General features: G+C 68.9%; 17 protein-coding genes. 9 read left to right on the top strand and 8 right to left on the bottom strand.

Annotated elements, in window-relative coordinates; genetic code table 11:
• Window positions 1-184 precede the first annotated feature (184 nt).
• The gene (locus N4G66_RS29990) at window positions 185-1399 is read right to left on the bottom strand and encodes an RNA-guided endonuclease InsQ/TnpB family protein (RefSeq protein ID WP_261707381.1); all 1215 of its coding nucleotides are present in this window, start codon (window positions 1397-1399) and stop codon (window positions 185-187) included.
• 48 nt (window positions 1400-1447) lie between these two features.
• Between N4G66_RS29990 and tnpA the strand changes: the two genes are divergently transcribed.
• Window positions 1448-1876, top strand: a complete 429-nt coding sequence (gene tnpA / locus N4G66_RS29985; protein WP_261707380.1) for an IS200/IS605 family transposase — start codon at window positions 1448-1450, stop codon at window positions 1874-1876.
• 490 nt (window positions 1877-2366) lie between these two features.
• Here tnpA and N4G66_RS29980 read toward each other — a convergent pair whose 3' ends face one another.
• Window positions 2367-3218: a helix-turn-helix transcriptional regulator gene (locus N4G66_RS29980; protein WP_261707399.1), complete on the bottom strand. Its 852-nt coding sequence runs from the start codon at window positions 3216-3218 to the stop codon at window positions 2367-2369.
• 165 nt (window positions 3219-3383) lie between these two features.
• Between N4G66_RS29980 and N4G66_RS29975 the strand changes: the two genes are divergently transcribed.
• Window positions 3384-4244 (top strand): SDR family NAD(P)-dependent oxidoreductase, encoded by an 861-nt coding sequence (locus tag N4G66_RS29975; protein WP_261707379.1) that lies wholly within the window; start codon window positions 3384-3386, stop codon window positions 4242-4244.
• 72 nt (window positions 4245-4316) lie between these two features.
• Here the strand turns inward: N4G66_RS29975 and N4G66_RS29970 are convergent, their stop codons facing one another.
• Complete coding sequence (locus tag N4G66_RS29970) at window positions 4317-5315, bottom strand: Lrp/AsnC family transcriptional regulator (RefSeq protein WP_261707378.1); 999 nt, start codon at window positions 5313-5315, stop codon at window positions 4317-4319.
• A gap of 160 nt (window positions 5316-5475) precedes the next feature.
• On the opposite strand from N4G66_RS29970, the gene N4G66_RS29965 reads away from it, so the two are divergent.
• Entirely contained in the window at window positions 5476-6375 is a 900-nt protein-coding gene (locus N4G66_RS29965; RefSeq protein ID WP_261707377.1) for an alpha/beta hydrolase, read from the top strand.
• 295 nt (window positions 6376-6670) lie between these two features.
• Here N4G66_RS29965 and N4G66_RS29960 read toward each other — a convergent pair whose 3' ends face one another.
• Complete coding sequence (locus N4G66_RS29960; protein ID WP_261707376.1) at window positions 6671-9859, bottom strand: glycoside hydrolase family 3 protein; 3189 nt, start codon at window positions 9857-9859, stop codon at window positions 6671-6673.
• Between the two features lie 176 nt (window positions 9860-10035).
• On the opposite strand from N4G66_RS29960, the gene N4G66_RS29955 reads away from it, so the two are divergent.
• The 3 genes from N4G66_RS29955 (at window position 10036) to N4G66_RS29945 (ending at window position 13123) form a co-directional block, all read left to right on the top strand.
• Window positions 10036-11193 carry an ROK family transcriptional regulator gene (locus N4G66_RS29955; RefSeq protein WP_261707375.1) on the top strand — a complete coding sequence of 386 codons (1158 nt, stop codon included), beginning with the start codon at window positions 10036-10038 and terminating at the stop codon, window positions 11191-11193.
• A 180-nt stretch (window positions 11194-11373) separates the two neighbouring features.
• Window positions 11374-12117: an MBL fold metallo-hydrolase gene (locus N4G66_RS29950; protein ID WP_261707374.1), complete on the top strand. Its 744-nt coding sequence runs from the start codon at window positions 11374-11376 to the stop codon at window positions 12115-12117.
• 160 nt (window positions 12118-12277) lie between these two features.
• Window positions 12278-13123 (top strand): alpha/beta fold hydrolase, encoded by an 846-nt coding sequence (locus N4G66_RS29945; RefSeq protein WP_261707373.1) that lies wholly within the window; start codon window positions 12278-12280, stop codon window positions 13121-13123.
• Between the two features lie 311 nt (window positions 13124-13434).
• On the opposite strand, the gene N4G66_RS29940 is transcribed toward N4G66_RS29945, so the two are convergent.
• Entirely contained in the window at window positions 13435-14070 is a 636-nt protein-coding gene (locus N4G66_RS29940) for an HAD-IA family hydrolase (protein WP_261707372.1), read from the bottom strand.
• A gap of 396 nt (window positions 14071-14466) precedes the next feature.
• A complete protein-coding gene (locus N4G66_RS29935) occupies window positions 14467-15003 on the bottom strand; it encodes a DinB family protein (RefSeq protein WP_261707371.1) in 537 nt (178 codons plus the stop codon).
• A gap of 495 nt (window positions 15004-15498) precedes the next feature.
• On the opposite strand from N4G66_RS29935, the gene N4G66_RS29930 reads away from it, so the two are divergent.
• Together N4G66_RS29930 and N4G66_RS29925 are read left to right on the top strand one after the other, a co-directional pair.
• Window positions 15499-15996 carry an ABC transporter ATP-binding protein/permease gene (locus tag N4G66_RS29930; RefSeq protein WP_261707370.1) on the top strand — a complete coding sequence of 166 codons (498 nt, stop codon included), beginning with the start codon at window positions 15499-15501 and terminating at the stop codon, window positions 15994-15996.
• 184 nt (window positions 15997-16180) lie between these two features.
• Window positions 16181-16792, top strand: coding sequence for a glyoxalase (locus N4G66_RS29925; protein ID WP_261707369.1), 612 nt, complete (start codon window positions 16181-16183; stop codon window positions 16790-16792).
• 132 nt (window positions 16793-16924) lie between these two features.
• Here the strand turns inward: N4G66_RS29925 and N4G66_RS29920 are convergent, their stop codons facing one another.
• Complete coding sequence (locus N4G66_RS29920; RefSeq protein ID WP_391858907.1) at window positions 16925-17398, bottom strand: dienelactone hydrolase family protein; 474 nt, start codon at window positions 17396-17398, stop codon at window positions 16925-16927.
• A 403-nt stretch (window positions 17399-17801) separates the two neighbouring features.
• Here N4G66_RS29920 and N4G66_RS29915 point away from each other — a divergent pair, with 403 nt between their 5' ends.
• Complete coding sequence (locus N4G66_RS29915) at window positions 17802-18407, top strand: HD domain-containing protein (protein ID WP_391858908.1); 606 nt, start codon at window positions 17802-17804, stop codon at window positions 18405-18407.
• Between the two features lie 189 nt (window positions 18408-18596).
• On the opposite strand, the gene N4G66_RS29910 is transcribed toward N4G66_RS29915, so the two are convergent.
• Window positions 18597-19292: a TetR/AcrR family transcriptional regulator gene (locus tag N4G66_RS29910; protein ID WP_261707367.1), complete on the bottom strand. Its 696-nt coding sequence runs from the start codon at window positions 19290-19292 to the stop codon at window positions 18597-18599.
• Between the last annotated feature and the right edge of the window lie 46 nt (window positions 19293-19338).

The following is a 19338-nucleotide window of genomic DNA, read 5'->3' as shown; positions in this document are numbered from 1 at the left end:
TCCGAGGGCAATCTCTCGCCGTGGCAAGGTTGTTGACCCGGCGATCGGCGGACGCGCCCTGACGGATAAACCTGGCACAGCGAGTGACTCGGGCAGCCGGGAGGCAACTCCGGGGAGGATGACATCCGGTGTCACCGGCGGCAAGTTCGTGACTCCTCCCCGTCCTGAAGGACGGGGCTTCTCGCTATGCCGGGTCGGCGTGGCGACGGACCAGCCCGGCCCGTAGAACGTTGACTGCCCCGACCGTGTCGGCGTGCGCGGTGTGGCCGCACAAGAGGCAGCAGAATCTTTCCTGTGTGGGCCGGTTCTCCTTGGCGGTGTGCCCGCAGTGGGGGCAGGTGCGTGAGGTGTTGCGGGGGTCCACGGCGATCACTTCCCGTCCGGCGCTCTCAGCCTTGGCGTGCAGGATCGTCAGGAACACCCCCCAACCGGCATCGCTGATCGACTTGTTGAGTCCGGCCTTGGCGGCTGCCCCGTTGGGCAGGAACACGCCCGACCGGCCGGGGTCGGGCTTCGATGCTGGGACCTTGCTCATGTTGCGGATCTGGAGGTCCTCGTGCGCGATGACATCGTGTGCGCGGACCAGGTCCAGGGCGATCTTGTGCGCGTGGTCCAGCCGCTGACGGCGGATCTTGCCGTGCAGTCGGGCGACCTTCTCCACCGCGCGCTGGTGGTTGGCGGTGCGGTCCTTGGCCTTGCGGCGCGGGAAGCGCGACAGTGCCTGCTGCGCGGCCTGGAGCTTGGTGGCCGCACGACGGCCGTGGCGCGGGTTGGGCACGAAGACGCCGTTCGAGTCGGCGAGGAAGTTCGCGATGCCCAGGTCGATCCCGACCACGCTGCCAGTCGCGGGCAGCGGCTGCGGTTGGTCCTGTTCGGCGGTGAGCACCACGAACCACTTGCGGCCCTCACGCTTGACGGAGACGGTCTTGACCCTGCCTTTCACGGCGCGGTGCTGGTTGACCTTCACATGCCCGACACCCTGGAGGCGGACGCGGGTGACCGGGTCGTGCGGGGTGGAGTCCCAGCGGCAGCCGTCCCCGTCCTTGGGGAAGTCCACCGTGTCGAACCAGTTCACCCCGCGAAAGCGCGGGTAGCCCGGGGTGTCGCCGGACTTGGCGCGCCGGAAGAACGCGGCGAACGCCTTGTCCAGGCGGCGCAGAGTGGCCTGCTGCGAGCTGAAGGACCAGCGGCCCTGGCGCTCCGGGTCGAATGCCCGGATCTCCTTGAGCTGCGCGGACTGCATCCCGTACTGGACGCTGGTCTTCGACGGGTGCCGGTAGGCGTCGCGGCGTTCCTGCAGGGCCCCGTTGTAGAGGGAGCAGTGATCCCGCAGCATCTCGGAAAGTGCCTGCGCCTGACGGACGGTGGGCCGCAGCAGGAATCTGTACGCACGGATCATCCAGCCCACCCCCCGGTCGAGTCCACTCGATCCTACTACACTTGGTGTATGTCACCGCGCTGGGAACCAGATCCCGATGTCCGACGAGGAAATCATGTCGTTTTCAACCTCCACGCACACTTGGTGTTCGTCACGAAATACCGGCGGGAGATCTTCAACGGCGAGATGCTGACGCGCTGCGAGGAGATCATGCGCGATGTGTGCGAAAGCTTCGGCGCGGAACTGCGGGAGTTCAACGGCGAAGGCGATCACGTCCACCTGCTCGTGCACTACCCGCCGAAGATCGCCCTGTCCAAGCTCGTCAACAGCCTCAAGGGCGTCAGCTCCCGCTACCTGCGAGCGGAGTACACCGGCCGGATCAACCGGATCGGGACCGGCCCAGTGTTCTGGTCCCCGTCCTACTTCGCCGGATCCTGCGCCGGCGCGCCACTGAGCATCGTCAAGGAGTACATCGAGAGCCAGAAACGGCCGGCCTGACCGTCACCACACAAACGCAGTGATCTCCGGCGCTTCGCGCCTCCAGACCGAGCATCGCATTCCCGCCCGGCCCGAAGGCCGGGATTCCACGCGAATATCAAGGGATGGCCGTAGACGACTGTTGGGTCCCGCCGCGCACCAGCCATGCCGGATCCGGTACGAAGGACGGGCGCAGCGGCGGCGAAGCGATGGCGCATCTTCCGCAGGGACGCCCTCGCAGGCGAGGCAATCGCGAACCACCTGAGATCGAACACCCCATCTACCTCGCAGCATCCCAGCTCAACGCCTGAGCCCGGCCATGCGTTCGGAGAAGATCCGCATCACCAACTCGCCTGTTGCGGTGCCGATATGTACACACCGTTCGGGGAATGCGGCACTCGACGTGTCCAAGTACCCGGCACCCCACCGACATCACCACCAAAGTCAGGACCTTGGGGCCTGGTTCTGTCGGCTCCGTTCCGAGCCGGTGTCGCCGACACCACGGGTGGTGTCACTCGGTACCGGCGGCGAAACGGTCGGTGCCCAGCACGGTGAGCAGGGCGAGTTTCTCGTGGCTCCGCGTACCCGGGGTGGCGGTGAATATGAGCAGCGCCTGTCCCTGGTCCGGCTCGAGCAGGAGCTGGCAGTACAGGTCCAGCCGCCCCACTTGGGGATGGACGAATCGTTTGGTCTCGCTCCATCTCAGGCCCACCTCGTGCCGCTCCCACCATCGGGCGAACTCATCACTGGTGCGCAGCAGGACGTCCGCCAAGTCCGCCGCTGGAGAGCCTGGCCCGTCCCGGGTGACAGCCGCGCGCAGCAGCGCGGCGTTGATCCGGCTGTTGTCGTCGTGCTCCTCGGGGTGGTACCGCTCACGGGCGGCCGGATCGGTGAACCACCGGTACGTCGCACTGCGGGCGTTGCCCGTGTACCGGGTCTGGTCGCCGAGCAGTGCCACCGCGGACGGCGTCTGCAGCAACGTCTCGCCCAGCGGGCCCATGACCTGCGCGGTGGCGCCGGTCAAGCCGTCCATGACCCGCATCAGCCCGGGGCTCACATGGTGACGCCTCAGATCACGGCGGGCGGTGCGGTAGCCGGCGAGCAGGAACAGGTGATCGCGTTCGTCCGGGGTCAGCCGCAGACCGCGGGAGAGGGCCGCGACCATCTGTTCCGACGGTTGCGGCCCGTCGCCGCGTTCCAGCCGGGCGAAGTAGTCGGCGGACATGGTGCACAGTTCCGCCACCTCCTCGCGGCGCAGGCCCGGGGCACGCCGACGCTGCCCGCGACGCAACCCGACGTCCTCCGGTTGCAGCGCCGCACGCCGGGTGCGCAGGAAGGCGCCCAGGGACGAGCGGTCGAACATGTGGTCCATGGTCCCCATCGTTGGCCATCCGGCGCGCCTTAGCCACGACCTGCCGGTCAGTGGTTGCGCGTGTCCTTCCAGCGCCCGCGGTGCGACGAGTTCACTGGCGATGCGATCACCGATCGCCCCGAACCCGCGAACCCGCGAACCACGGAGACAGGACCCATGACGAGTTGGACAGCGAATGACCTCCCGGACCTGACCGGCCGTACGGTGGTGATCACGGGTGCAGGCCGAGGCCTCGGCCTGATCACGGCACGCGAGCTCTCGCGCGCCGGTGCCCGCGTCGTGCTGGGGGTACGCGACACCGGCAAGGCCCGCCGCGCCGTGGCCGAACTGCCCGGCAGCTTCGACATCCGGCCCCTCGACGTGTCGGATCTGGCCTCGGTACGAGCCTTCGCCGGCTCCTGGTCCGGCGATATCGACATCCTGATCAACAACGCCGGCGTGATGGACATCCCCGCCGCGCGGACCGCCGACGGCCTCGATCTGCAGACCACCACCAACCACACCGGTCCCTTTCTGCTGACCACCTTGCTGCTTGAGCGCATCACCGACCGCGTCGTGCACGTCACCAGCGAGTTGCACCGGCAGGGCCGGATCGACCTGGACGACCTCGACTGGCGCACGCGCAGGCATCACGGGATGCGTGCCTACGAGGCGTCGAAGCTCGCTGTCGTCCTGTTCTCGCTGGAGCTGCAGCGTCGGCTGACCGCCGACGGCAGCCCGGTACGTTCGGTGCTCGCGAGTCCGGGCATCGCCCGCACCACGCTGGCGGCCCACTCCCGGTCGAACGTCATCAACCGGCTCACGTTCCTCACCAACCACCCGGAGCGCGGAGCGCTGTCTCTGCTCTACGCCGCGACCCAAGACGTCCCAGGCAACTCCTACGTAGGGCCGGACGGCCTGGGCGGTCTCCGGGGCTCCCCGGCCGTCCGCCGGCAGGGCAAGGCCGGTCTCGACTCGGCCATGGCCGGTCGGTTGTGGGACGCGACCACCGACCTCATCGGGTCGGTCGCCCGATGAGCTGTCTGAAGGCCCCTTTGCCGTTTCGTCGCGCTGCCAGGACATCGCCGGTCGGTGCGGCGCCGGAGCCGGTCAGACACCCGCGCCGCCCCGTTTGACGACGCGGCCGACGATGGCCGTCTCGACACGGGTGATTCCCAGGCCGACCAAGTCGCGGGAGAGGAAGTCGTAGAGGGCTGTCAGGTCACAGAAGTACGCGGCCGCGTGGAGGTTCGAGGGTCCCGTGGTCGCGAACGCCCCGTGCACCGAAGGATGATCCGCCAGCGCCTTTCCGGCGGCGGCCAGATGGTCGGGGGCCACGTGCAACAGGAGTTTGGCCTCGATGGGCAGCCCGAGACGGCGCGTGTCCACCTGAACCTGGGTGATCAGACGGCCCTGTGCGGCCAGTTGGGCGATGCGTCGGCGGACCGTGGTCTCCGCGTGTCCGGTGCGCCCGGCCAGCTCCGCGGCGGAGAGGCGCGCGTCGGGGGTGAGCGCGTCGATGAGGGACTGTTCCAGGGGATCGGTGTCGACGCCGTACGGGCCCGGGGATCCGGAAGACGTCCGGCCGGGGACCGGCTCGGCCGGGGTGAGGGCCGCGCGTTCCGGTGCCGTCAGGACGTTGTGACGCCACTCGGACGTGAGCCGGAAGACGTGCAGCACCGTGGCGCTCTCCAAGGACGTGACCGCCTGGGTGGAGGGCAGTTGGCGGAAAACCAACGGATCACGCGATCCCGGCTCGGTACGGGCGACCGCGAAGATCTCGTCACCCGAGGTGCTGACGTCGATGAACGAGATGTCATCGCGCCCGGCGAGCGCGGCCACGATCGTGTCCAGCCTTCCTCGCAGGACCCGGATGCGCAGGAACAGCGCCCCGGCAGAGCCTCCGTTGCGCGGCCGGGCGACAGGTGAGATCACCACACGCACGGTGCCGTCGGCCCGCAGCACGTGCAGACGGCGGCGCACGGTCGCAGAGCTGAGACCCAGTATCTGGGCCGCCCGTTCCGCGGTGACACGGCCGTCGCACTGCAGAGCGGCCACCAGCCGCTGGTCCGTGAGGCTCAGTACGGAATCCGCCGATACGTGTGCCATGGGGACAAGTTTCGCTCATTCCGCCGCGCTGCGGCGCCCGTCTCGGTGACCGCGCCCGACGATGGATGTCATCCGCACCCACTCCTTTCCCTCGCTCGGGTCGGCGGACCAAACCAGGAACGCCCTCACAGGAACGACCGAATCCACCACGGAGGCCGATATGCCCGCCCTCAAGGAACGGAAGAAACTACGCTTCACCAGCGGCGACACCACATGCGCCGCATGGCACTATCCAGGCACCAACGGCGGCTGCGTGATCATGGCCGGAGGAACCGCCGTCACGAAGGAGCCGGCCTCGGACCGCTTCGCACAGCGATTCCACGACGCGGGCTTCGCCGTCCTGGCCTTCGACCACCGGGGGTTCGGGGAGAGCGGGGGCGTGCCGCGCCAGGTGGTCCGCCTCGATGAGCAACGCGCCGACTGGCAGGCCGCGATCGGCTGCGCGGCGGAACTGCCCGACGTGGATCCCGACAAGATCTCGCTCTGGGGGTTCTCCCTCGCCGGCGGCCACATCTTCCAGGTCGCGGCCGACAACCCACGGCTGGCCTCCGCCATCGCCCAGTCACCGCTGGTCGACGGCCCCGCACTCGCGCCACACGCGCTGCGCTCCATGACCCCTCTCGCGTTCCTCCGGCTCTTCGGCCGAGGCATCGCGGACGCGCTCGGCAGCCTCCTCGGGCGGCCGCCGTTGCTCGTCCCCACGGCGGGAGTACGCGGCGCCGTCGCCTCGCTCACCACGGCCGACGCCATGGACGGGGACCGCGCTCTGGATCCCGATCACCGCTACCCGAACTGGGAGCGGACGGTCGCCGCTCGGATCGCGCTGCAGATCGGCGGGTACCGACCAGGACGCCACGCCCCTCGTATTCAATGCCCTCTGCTGGTGGTCGTGTGCGACCAGGACCAGAGCGCGCTTCCCGGCCCAGCCGTCCGGGCCGCCCACAACGCACCGGACTCCGAGGTACTTCATCTCCCCGGCCGTCACTACGCCCCGTTCCTCGATGCGCACGAACAAGCCGTCGAGGCGGAGATCGCGTTCCTCGAGAAGCACCTGCGGTGATCGGGCCCGGCGCGCGGTCGAACCCGCCCAGCCCGCCGATCGTCGGGCCCGTCCCGAGCTGGACACGGAGACGGTGACTGCCGTCCCGCGCCGGGCACGGAGACGGTGGCCACCGTCGGCCATCGGCTGTAGCCACCGTCCGCCATCGACTCGCTCGCCGTCCGCCTTCCCGGCGTGCCTCCCCCGGGCGCCCGGTACACGGCTCGAGCCGCCCCGGACCACCCATGAGTCAGCGTCACAGCAGGGGGTGCACGTCGGGTGGCGGCCGGTCGTCGTCGGCCGCCGTCCGGTCCGGTCAGTGCTTGTGGTGGGACTGGTCGACCCGGCCCTTGGTGGAGGTGACCGCCGGGTCGAGGTCCTTGAACTGCCTGGTGTAGGAGCCCACCGAGATTTCCCCCACGTCATGGGACCTGGCCAGTTGCTGGAACGAGGTGGTCCTGGACGCCATGGTGAGGATCCGGATCGCGCTGCGCTGGAGGTCGCCCAGGCGCATCGTGTAGGCGCTGGCGGCGGGGTAGTTGCCGGTGAGGGTGACGGTGTAAGCGGTCACGGGGCTCGCGGTGTCTCCCGCAGTGGCGTGCTGCACGTTCGAGACCGTGATCGCCGCCTTCTGGGCTGCGGTCAGGGCGGAGGAGGCGAGCAGGTCCTGGACGGCCCGGTAGGCGTCCTCGACCGAGGTGTACTTCGGGTGGGCGGTGTAGGTCTGGTTGTTGATCGCGTCGATGACGGTGGTGCCGGACAGCGGAGCCTTCGACAGGTCGGTCGAGGAGTCCACGGTGGAGGTGATGCCGGCGGTGCCGCCGGCAGCCAGGGTGAGTCCGCCGAGCTGGAAGGTGTAGCTGGTGAAGCCGGTGCTTCTGGCGGTCTTGGTGTAGGCGGGCAGGCCGGTGATGTCGATGGTCGGCGTGGCTTTGACGGTCGCGTTGACGATGTCGGAGGGTCTGCCGCCGGGCTCGATGAGGTCGTTGCCGGAGTACATGGTGCGGGTGGCGCCGTGAGCGCCGCCCCAGTCGGTCATCACGGTGCCTTTGAACCCCCACTCGCCGCGCAGCACGTCGGTGAGCAGGTCGTAGTTGCCGGAGGCGTAGGTCCCGTTGACCTTGTTGTACGAGCTCATGACGGACATCGGCTGGGCTGCCTTGACGGCGATCTCGAAGCCCTTGAGCTCGATCTCGCGCAGGGCCCGCTCGCCTGCGATGTCGTTGCCGGAGTTGCGGGCGGTTTCCTGGTTGTTGCCGGCGAAGTGCTTGATGGTCACGCCCACGCCGGGGTTGCTCTGGACGCCCTGGGTGGTGGCGGCCGCGGTGAGTCCGGAGACGAGGGGGTCCTCCGAGTAGTACTCGAAGTTGCGGCCGTTGAGCGGGTCGCGGTGGATGTTCATGCCGGGGGCAAGCCACAGGGCGACACCGTAGACGTTCATCTCCTTGCCGACGGCGGTGCCGACCTGATCGACCAGGTCGCGGTCCCAGGTCTGGGCGAGGAGGGTGCCGATGGGCCAGGCGGTGGCGTACTGGTACGTGGCCGGGGTGGTGGGCAGTTGCTGCGTGAGCCGGAGCCCGGCAGGCCCGTCGGACAGGGTCATGCTCGGGATGCCGAGGTCTTCGTGGGCGCCGGTGGTGTATCCGGCGGCCCCGACGGCTGACGCGGTGGTGCCGGGGACGCCGGAGCCTTCCACGAGGTCGGCCAGCTGCTTCACGGAGAGTCCGGCGACGAACCGCTCGATCGAGGTCCTGCCCTTGACGACGTCGTACAGAGTGTCGCCCGAGTCGGGACGGACGTACTGGACCCTCTCGCCGGTCTTGGGTGTGTAAGGGGCGCCGGTTCCTTCCCAGTCCGTCTCACCGCGGTCGAGGTAGACGGTGGTGGAGGAGACCTGCGCCCCGTCGAGGGCGTAGTAGGGCGAGGAGGAGTCGACGGTGACGTCCTGCTCGTAGGCGGAGGCGTTGTTCTGGGTGTGGAACGAGCTGGGGTCGAGCGTGATGCGCCGGGCGGCGGCGATCTCCCCTTCCTCGTCGGCGTACGTGTAGAAGTCGGCCGGGGTGCTGGAGAGTTCGGCCGCGGGCTTCTGGTCGGTCAGTTCCGCGTGGTCCTGCTCGGTCACCACGGCCTTCGCCAGGTTCAGCTTGGCGGCGACGTGGCTGGTACGGGAGGAATTGCCGACGCGGACCAGATACTCGCCGGCGTCGAGGACCCACGCGGCACGGGGTTCACTGTAGGAGGCCAGTGAGGAGGTGTTGAAGCGGATCGTCACGGTCTGCGAGGCACCGGGCGGCAGGTTGTCGGTCTTCGCGTACCCGGCCAGCTGCTGGTAGGCCTTGTCGGCACCAGCCTGCGGGGCGGAGACGTAGACCTGCACGGTCTCCTTGCCGCTGTAGCGGTGTCCGGTGTTGGTGACCTTGGCGGTGACGGTCACGTGCTCGGCGTTCGCGGTCACCTTCTGGGTCTGGATGCCGAAGTCGGTGTAGGAACCGCCGTAGCCGAAGGGGTAGTTGACGACGGACGCCGGATCGCTCTCGTTGATCGTGCGGTAGAAGGAGTCGAAGTAGCGGTAGCCGACGTAGATGCCCTCGCTGTATTCCTCGGTCGCCGAGTTGCCGTCGTTGTTCGCGAAGGTCCCGGAGGCCGGGTAGGCGGAGTAGCTGGACGCCCAGGTGTCGGTGAGCTTCCCGGAGGGGGTGGTGGTCCCGTCGAGGACGTCGACCAGGGCGTTGCCGCTCTCCTGGCCGGCCTGGCTCATCAGCAGCATCGCGTCCAGTGCCCGGCCGCCGGAGGAGTCCTTCTCGGCGGCGTTGATCTGCCGGTAGAAGCTGGTGTCGATGATGCCGCCGGAGTTGATGACCACGACCACGTGCCGGTAGGTGCGGCCGAGCAGTTCGAGGTTGGCCCGCTCGATGTCACCGAGGAGATAGTCGCCCTTGCCGGAGGAACGGTCGAATCCCTCACCGGAGTTGCGTGCGATGACGTACACGGCGGTGCCGGTCTCGGCGGTCGGTTTCACCGTCGCCGCGGTCAGCGGCTGTTCCACGGAGGCGTAGTCGATCGCCGGGCCGATGAGGACGCCGGAGGGGGTGCCGTACTTGGTGTCGTAGGCGCTGGTCATGGCCGACCAGTAGGCGTCGCCGGTGGTCACGGTGTAGCCGGCGTTCTCCAGGCCCTGGCGGACGGTGATGGTGTACCGGTTGTCCACGTTGCCCGAGCCGGTGCCGCCCTTGACGGTCCGGTAGGCGCCGACGCCGTAGAGGGCGATGCTGCCGGAGGGCTCGATGGGGAGTGCCCGCTCGTGGTTCTCCAGCAGGACCATGCCCTGCTCGGCCGCCTGGCGGGACAGCGCGGCGTCGGCCTCCTCCAGCCCCACGGACTGGGGATCGGTGGCCTCCGCCTCCGCGGGAATCCACCCACCGAACATCAGCGTGGACGCCACGACCGAGGCTGCGGCGGCCACGATCACCGGTCTGGTCCGGGGGTGTCGCGCAAGGAAGGTCATCGGCAGCGTCCTCTCTGTCCCCGTCCGGCTGAGAGCTGGACGCAAGAGGAGGTTATGGAGCACCTTTCAGTCCGTCAATGACTGAAAACCACTGCGATTCTCGGGTTTTGCGTCAAACCATGGCAACAATTACGCCAATGATTGGCGTAATGGGAGGCGATCACTATCATCGGCGCATGGACGTGACCTCCGATCGCTCCTCGCCGCGCAACAGGACCCGAGAAGAGATCTTCCGTGTCATGCAGGGCGGCGGGGCCCTCACGCGCGCGCACCTCGTCGAGGCCACCGGTCTGTCCCGCAGCACGGTCAACCACGCCGTCTCGCGGCTGATAGCCGAGGGGCGCGTGGCGGAGGGCGATCCGGCGGCCAAGGGACCGGGCAGCGGCAGCGGGCGCCCCGCAGGCGTCCTGCGATGCGTCTCCCGCCGAAGCAGTTCCGCGGCACTCGACTTCGGACACAACCACATCAACGTCGCCGTCGTCGACGGCTCCGGCCACATGATCGCCCAGCGACGCGCCGACCTGGACATCGACCTGTGTGCGGCCCAGGCCATGGACGCCGCCGCAGAGATGCTCAGGGCCCTTCGCCAGGACCACGACGTCGATGACCTCTCCACCGTGGTCGTCGGCATTCCCGGCCCGCTGGACTCGGCCTCCGGCCTGGTCCGTTCACCCACCATCCTCTCCAGCTGGGTCGGCCTCGATCCCCGACGGGAGCTGGAACACCGGCTGGGTCTGCGGGTCCACGTCGAGAACGACGCCGTCCTCGGCGCCTACGGTGAACTGCGGCGAGGCGCCGGCCGGGGCTACACGGACTTCCTCTATGTGAAGGTGTCCCACGGCATAGGCGCGGGCATCGTGCTGGGCGGCGAGCCCTACCGGGGATCGCTCGGTTTCGCCGGGGAGATCGGCCACACACCGCTGCACGGATACACGGAACTGTGCCGGTGCGGCCGACGCGGCTGCCTGGAGGCAGTCGTCTCCGTCTCCCCGGTCATGGCGCAGGTCGCCCACACCCATCCCAACCTGGATCCCGACGCGTCGCTCGCGGACCTTCCGGACGACGCCACCACCCGGCGCATCCTGAACGACGCGGGCCGCATGCTCGGAGGGGTCCTGTCCGTCCTGAGCAACCTCCTCAACCCGGCCGCACTCATCATCGGCGGCGAACTCGGGGCCATGGGCAGCCCCCTGCTGGAAGGTGTCGCCTCGGCGGTGCAGCACAACGCCCAGCCGGCGATCGCCGCGTCCCTCGACATCCTGCCCGCCCAGCTCGGACAGAACGCGGAACTGGTCGGCGCGGCAGCGCTCGCCGGCGCGCTCGCCCGCAGCTGACCCAGAGGCCCAGGGGCCCCGAGACCGGGCAGCAGGCGCACTCGTACGAGCCGCCGGCCGGCCGCGCCATGAGCAACCCACCCGCTTTCTCCGCCTCTGACCCGCCCTGCCGAGGAAACGGGCAGCCTCCTGCGATCGAGGGAGCACGAGCCGGCCGGCGGGTCTCGTATCGTGATGCCCATGCGGATCACTGTGCTGGGGGGCTGTGGTGCGTGGCCGTCGGCTGGTCTGGCGTGCAGTGGTTTCCTCGTGGAGCACGAGGGCTTCCGGCTCGTCGTCGACCTCGGCTACGCCGCCCTTCCCCGGCTGCTGGAGCACACGACTCCCCAGGGCGTCGACGCGGTCCTGATCAGTCACGGCCATCCCGACCACTGCTCCGACCTGAACCCGCTGCTGCGGGCCAGGGCGCTGGACAACGACCCGCCGCCCGCGCTTCCTGTCTTTGCCCCACCCCGGGCACTCGATGCGGTCCTTGCACTGGACCGGCCGGGAATGCTGGACGCCTCGTACCTGCTGCACGACTTCACACCGGGCGCACGGTTCGAGATCGGTCCGCTCGAGGTGGCGACCTGGTCGTTGCCTCACTGGGTGCCCAACGCCGGCATCCGGCTGACGGCGGGTGGGCGGCGGCTGGCCTACACCGGTGACACCGGGCCGTGCCCCGACATCACGGACCTGGCGCGGGATGCCGATGTACTCATCGCCGAGGCCACCTATGCCGAGGAGGTGCCCGAGCACTCCGCGCAGTACCTCTCCAGCGCGCGGCAGGCCGGCCAGTACGCCGCTCAAGCGCATGTGGGTCGCCTCCTGCTCACCCATCTGTGGCCCGGATCGGACCCACATGTCTCCATAGACGCTGCCCGCCGGGTGTACGACGGCGACATCGCGGTCGCCGACAGCGGTCTCGTCATCGACCTCCACTGAAGCGCCCAAGGCCATCCGGCCGCCCTGCCGGCCGAGACCGGTGAGACCACTTCCTGAGACCGGACACCCGCACCGACCAGCATCCTCACGATCTACGCCTGGAGTACCTGTACGCCAGTTGTAGAGTGACCGGGGATGCTGAGGCGTCAGAGGTGGCGATGTGACGGAGACCGACCTGGAGCTGAGCGACGGTCGCAGGCTGCATGTCTACGACACCGGCGCGGATGACTCGGACGACGGCTTCGCCGTCTTCTGGCACCACGGCACGCCGAACATCGGCGCACCACCCGAGCCCCTCTTCCCGGCCGCTGCCCGGCTCGGCATCCGCTGGGTGTCGTACGACCGTCCCGGATACGGGGGATCAACCCCTCGCCCGGACCGGAACGTGGCATCGGTGGCTGCCGACGTCTCGGCCATCGCCGACGCGCTGAGCATCGATCAGTTCGTAGTCATGGGCCATTCCGGTGGCGGTCCGCACGCCTTGGCATGCGGCGCGCTGCTGCCAGAACGTGTCCTCGCCGTGGTCAGCGTGGCAGGGCTGGCCCCGTTCGGCGCCGAAGGGCTCGACTGGTTCGCAGGTATGACGGACTCCGGGGTGGGGTCCCTGCGCGCGGCCGCCGCGGGGCGAGCGGCGAAGGAGAGCTACGAGGCGGGTGCCCAGTACGACCCGGACATGTTCACCCCGGCCGATCACGCCGCACTCTCTGGTGAGTGGTCCTGGTTCGGTGATGTAGTCGGTCCAGCCGTGGCGGCCGGTCCGGGCGGGCTGATCGACGACGACCTGGCCTATGTCACGCCCTGGGGATTCGACCCCGGGCAGGTCGTCGCGCCGGTCCTCCTCCTGCACGGCGGCCAGGACCGGATCGTGCCCAGCTCGCACAGCCAGTGGCTCGCGAGCCGCTGCCCCGCGGCAGAACTGCGACTGAGCCCGGACGACGGACACATCTCCGTCCTCAACACGGGCGGGGCCGCCCTGGACTGGCTCGCGGACCACTCCGGCCACTGATGATCCCGGCGTGACGCCGCGCGGTGCGCGCTCACCCAGCCTTCGCTGACACGCTCACGAAGTTCACCGGCACCGGACGGTCGGGGCCGGTCCGGAAAGGCCTGCGGTCACCGGTGATCATCGGTGTGTGAAGGCGGAAGATCAGGTGGTGGCCGCAGGTCACAGCACAGATTCCGCCCGCTGGCAGGCTCTGTTCGAGGTTCCGACGGGTCGTATCGCTGGGCGATTCTCCCAGGTGGAACCACCGAGGTGCGTACGGGAGTTCGTGTCGCACCGCTGTCGGACCCCGCCGCACAAGGTGCCGTCGGCGGCTAGCGTCCGAGCAGGGGCACGAGCGCTGTGCGCAGATCGTCGATCCGACGGTAGTGGAGACCTGTCATGCCTGCCTCGCGGGCCGCCCTGACGTTCACCGCGATGTCGTCGACGAACAGACAGCGCTCAGCGGTGACCCCGACGCGTTCGGCAGCGATGCGGTAGATCCTGGGATCGGGCTTCACCACGCCGATGCGGGCGGTGTTCACCACCGTGTGGGCAACGCCGTCCAGTCCCTGACGGGCGAGGTCCTGCTCCAGACGGGTCGTTCCGTTGGAGACCAGGGCGACGCGGGCGACCTCGCGGACCCGGGTGAGCAGGGCCACCAGTTCCAGGTCCACGAACGGGGCGCGACCGGACCAGGCGGTCACGGCGGCGCGAGCCCGCTCGCGGGAGCCGCAGGTGTCGGCGAGGTCCGCCGCCACGTTGGACCGCCACTGTTCGTCGGTGATCTCGCCTGTGATGGCGGGGTTGACACGAGCGGGCGCGAAGGCCGCGGCGGCGAGGGAGCCGGCGGGCAGCCCGTGGGCCTGCTCAATGTCGTCGTCAGCGGGCCAGTGCCGCAGTACGCCGTCGACATCGCAGAGCACGGCGGCACAAGGCAGGAACGAATCAGCCGGGCAGCTCTCAGTCACGCCGATAGTCTGCTCCCCGCACCGATCCCTGGAAGGCTCATCCGTTAAAGACGACGGGGCGCACAGGCACACCGGGCTCGCGTACATCGGTCACCAGGTCGGCGAGACCCACCGGGCAGACCGTGATGTCCGCAGCGCCTCCTGAGATGCTTGGCCGTGGCATGGGAGCAGGCTGTCCGAGCCCACGGAGCCAGGGCAGCCCGGCCACCGGCCATCAGATACAGGTCACCGTCAACGGCCGGACCACCTGTTCCGTGCCGGGCCGGGAGCCTTCCAGCACGTCCTGGTCCGACCGCCGCCCAACTCCAGCTTGTGGCTGCGCGATGACCACTGCGCCAGACGCTCGTCCGCCGTCACGGCATGACGGCACCAGCCACGCGGTGGCCAGAGGACGGGTCACTCACCGGTGGCGCCGTCGATGGCTTCGCGCAGGAGGTCCGCGTGTCCGACGTGGCGGGCGTACTCCTCGATCACGTGCTCGAGCACGAACCGCACATCGGTGTGCCCGAACTCCGGGTTCGGCACGATCCGCGCGGGGTCGCCGGTCACCTGCGCGAAGACCTGCCGCGACTCCTCGCACGCCTTCAAGTAGTCCTCGTAGACCTCCATGGCCGACGTGGGGTCCGACTCGTCGTACCACTCGTCACCGGCAGCGGTGACGGAGGTGCGGTAGGAGAAGAACCGAGGCGTTGCGCCCGCCAGCGTCCGCTGGAACCAGGCACGCTCGACCCCCTGCAGATGACGCATGAGCCCGAGCAGGGTCAACTCCGAAGACCGCAAGGGCCGTTGCCGCAGCTCCGCGTCCGAGAGCCCCTCGCACTTCCACATGAAGGTCGCTCGGTGGTACTCCAGGTTCGACGCGATCACCTCCAGCCATGGGCCCGACTTCACGCGCGCGGGCCGAACAACCTTCTGGACCACAATGTCGCCCACGATGGGGTCTCCCTACTCGTCATCAGGTCTCTTCGTCGAACGTACGCGGACCTTTCGGGCCTGCGGCGGGGCCGTACTGCCACCTCACATCAGGCACGGTCACCCAAGGAAGACCCCCTTGCGCATGGAACCCAATCGGTTCCTGAAGAGTCGGCTCGGATAGGTCTGGCGGCAGGTCCACCGCCAGGAACAGGTTCGCAGTAGTCACTCACACCACGAACCCAGCCTCGGATACTGACAGTTCAGCGTGAACCAGGCGTGCCGCGCCGGCCGCACCCGGTGCTGTCAAACGACCGTGAAGACCGGCGGGCATCCGGATCACCAACTGCCGCTCGCACTACCGGACATGAGCTCTCCTCGAACGTGGTCGACGCCCCGACGCCGGCAGCCGGGCCGCGAGGTCGCACGCGGCGGCGAGGCACCTGCTCGGCAACTACGCTACCGGCGACGCGTGTTCACGTAGGAGCACGACACAGGCATGCCGTACCAAGGCCGTTGGGGGCGGGCCTGCGGTGCGATGGCTCCCGTGAAGCCACCGCCCGCGAGAACCTCCAGCTCGGCCGCACCACCCCCGCCACCGACACCGAACTCGCCACCGCCCTGGACGCCGTCGGACTCACCGAAGACATCACCCGCCTCCCCCAGGGCCTCGACATCCGCCTGGGCCGCGAAACAGACCTCTCCGGCGGCCAGAGACAACGCATGGCACTCGCACGCGCCCTGCTCTCCGACGCCGAGATCGTCCTCCTCGACGAACCCACCAGCCAACTCGACGGCCTCAACGAACAGCGCTTCCGCACCATCATCGAAGACCTCGCCACAACACGCGCCGTCATCGTCGTCGCGCACCGCCTCTCCACCGTCCAGCACGCCCACCACGTGATCATGCTCAGCCAAGGAACCATCACCGACACCGGCAACCACCCCACGCTCCTCGCACGCTGCGCCCCCTACCGACAGCTCATCGCGAGCCAGGCAGTCACCGGATGTTGAAGAAGGGCAGGACGGGCAGGAGGGGGCAACCGCTCCCGCAGCCGGCCGGCCCTTCCTCGCCACTCCACGAACCCGGCACAATGGGCAGTCCGCCCAGGACGGCAGGGCAGGTGAACCACCCGGTGACCGGATCGAGCAGGATTGAAGAAGCCACCGTCACCGAGCCGCGGCTAGCGTGATCTGCATGACTTCCATCGCATCCGTCACCCTCGAGGTGGACGACTCCGCCACCGCCCAGAACTTCTACGACGCCGCCTTCAAACTCGGCCCCCAGCTGCGCCTGCGCGCCTCCGAGGCACCCACGACCGGCTTCCGCGGATTCACCTTGGCTCTCACCGTGTCCCAGCCGGCCGACGTCAGCAGCCTCATCGACACCGCTCTCACGGCCGGCGCCACATCACTGAAGCCCGCGTCGAAATCCCTGTGGGGCTACGGCGGCGTCGTACAGGCCCCGGACGGAACGATCTGGAAGATCGCAACCTCGGCGAAGAAGGACACCGGCCCGGCCACCGGAACCATCGACGAGACAGTGCTCCTGCTCGGCGTCGAGGACGTGAAAGCGAGCAAGCGGTTCTACGTCGAGCAGGGCCTGACCGTCGCGAAGAGCTTCGGCGGCAAGTACGCGGAATTCGCCACTGCCGAACCGAACCAGGTCAAACTCGCGCTCTACAAGCGCCCCGGCCTGGCCAAGGACCTCGGCGTCCCCAACGACGGCAGCGGATCACACCGGGTCGCCGTCACCAGCTCCACCACGGCATTCACCGACCCGGACGGCTTCACCTGGGAAGCCTCCTGACACCCGCACACCCCTGACCGCTACCCCTGCCCTGCTCTGCCCTGCCCCTCTGGACCTGGCGCAGCAAGTCCGGCACGACGTGAGCCACCGCACCGAACGGCGTCGCCCGCATCCTGAACTGCCACCGCAGACTCACCGCCCGAGCTGAGCCGCCACGTGGCGGGAAACAAATTCGCACCAGAGGGCTGCGGCATCAGGCCTTGTCTCGCCGTGGGGACCGGCGTAGCCGACCAACTGCTTGTCCTGTGACCCCAGTTCATCGAAGAGGGCCAGCTGGCCCTCCCTGGGAAAGATGTCGTCGTGCCACTGGACGTGAAACAGGGCGGGGGCTGTGATCCGCCGGGCGTCCGCCGCGATGCGCTCCGGCGACTCCAGGCCCTTGTGCAGACCTGGTCCTTGCCGAAGGCCGAACTTGCCGAGGACCACGCAACGGAGCCGGCCGCCCAAGGCGGCCGCCAACGGGATGCCGAACCGCGTTCCCATGGACATCCCCAGGTAGGCGAGGCTGCCGGTGTCCGCGACGCCCGAGGCACCGAGGGCGTCCACAGCCGCCCGCCAGTCGTCCGTCATCCGGTCGAGGACGACATCGATCCCCTCCTCGGCCATACGGGCCTGGTACTCCGCGGCAGGCAACGGAGCGGGGACTCGTTCGCCGTGGTAAGGCCCATCGATCGCGAGCACGGCAACACCGGCACGCGACGCGAACCAGCGAGCCAGAGCACAGATCCGCTCGCTGCTCTTGTGCCCACTGCCCCCGTGCCCCAACAGGACCAGTGGAGGAGGCGACGCGATGGGAGAAGGCCCCAGCCAGAGCACCCCCGGAACCACACCAGCACCCCGGGACAAACGAAACCCCCGCACAACCACACCGCCATCCACAACCCGACGGTCGGTCCACGCTGCTGTCGCACCCACCCAACCACCCAACCAGACACCCACCGCGACCAGCCAGCAGCCAGCAGCCAGCAGCCAGCAGCCAGCAGCCAGCAGCCAGGGCTACCCTGCCGCGGTGACGACCTCGCGAGTACTGTCGATCGCCCTCCATGACACCGATCAGCCCCCGCTCCGTCCACTGCCGATCGAAGCTGCCGAACTGCTTCACGACGTTGACGCACCGCCGCGCCTGGTCGCCCATCTGCGGGCAGTCCACGACGTTGCAGGGCAACTTCTCGAATGGATCGCCGGCCGCAACCTGGATCTGGGGATCAACGCGGAGGCTGTTCTCTTCGGGGCCGCCACCCACGACATCGGAAAGAGCCTGCACCCTGCCGAGTTGTCTGCTCCCGGCGCACAACACGAGGAAGCCGGCCGTGCGCTGCTCATGGCGCAAGGCGTCGATTCCGTCATGGCACGCTTCGCCGCAACGCACGCTGCTTGGACCGCCCAGGAGGCCGGAATGGAAGACCTCCTGGTCAGCCTGGCCGACAAGATCTGGAAGAACAAGCGGGTCCCCGAACTCGAAGACCTTGTCGTCGCCGGACTGGTGGTGGCGAGCGGAAGGTCGGTCTGGGAGGAGTTCCTCGACCTGGACAGCGTGCTCACGCGCATCGGTGATCAGGCCGATGAACGCCTCGCCTTCCAGATGTCCCACCCCGCGGACGGGAGCGGCCGATGACCGCCGAACCTCCCGGCCGCGCTCACGAGATGGTTCTCCGAGAACGAGGCAGCTCTCCGCCCACGTGGGATCACCGCCGAGCTGGGGCTCCCCCGAGGACCGCCGTCCGAAGAAGAGCACGTGGCTGACCGTCGAGGCCGGGAACCGGGTGCCCTGATATCGGCCCCCACCGTCCTGTAGGCGTGCGTGTCACCGGCCTGCCCCCGCGCGGTCGGCGGCCAGGCGGGCCTCGAAGCCGTCGAGGAGGGACTGGAGGCCGAACTCGAAGGACTTGTCGGGCGCTCCCGCGTACTCCGCGGCGGCCGTGGTGTCGAGGCGTTTCCGCAGGTGCGGGAATTGCAGGGCGGTCTCGGTGGCGCGTTTCATGGCATCCGCCATCAGCTGCTCGGCGTCCGCGCCGCTCCTGTTCAGCCGACGGTTCAGGGAGACCTGCGCGGCGGGACCGAGCGTGCTGCCGAGCACGAAGGCGAGCGCGGCACCTGCCGCCCGGTCCGCGTCCGCGTCGGCGAAACCCGCCTTTTCGTAGATGGCCAGGCTGAGGTCGTTGTGCCGGGCCTGGGCGGGTCCGTGCAGGAGGTGGCTGCCGAACGCCTGGACGAGCCAGGGGTGTCGGGTGAGCATCGCGTGCATGCCGACGGCATGGGCGGCGGCCGCCGTGCGCCAGTCAGTGGCGTCGAGATCGGGCGCCTCGACCTCGCTCCAGACCGCGTCGCTGGCGAGCCGGACCAGGTCGTCCTTGTTCTTGATGTGCCAGTAGACGGCCGTGGCGGCCGAGCCGAGGCGTTGGGCCAGGCTCCGCATATTGAGGCCGTCCAACCCCTCGTCGTCGAGCAGCTCGATGGCCGCACGAAGGATCCGGTCTGCGGTCAGCGTGTCTCGCGGCATGGCCACCAGAGTACTTGAACTTAGTTCATGACGGGTCTTGCACTTT

Source organism: Streptomyces rhizosphaerihabitans (genome assembly GCF_025399795.1).
GTDB classification, from domain to species: domain Bacteria; phylum Actinomycetota; class Actinomycetes; order Streptomycetales; family Streptomycetaceae; genus Streptomyces; species Streptomyces rhizosphaerihabitans.
The sequence above is the reverse complement of the archived record's forward strand: the minus strand, read 5'-3'. Positions and strand labels throughout refer to the sequence as shown.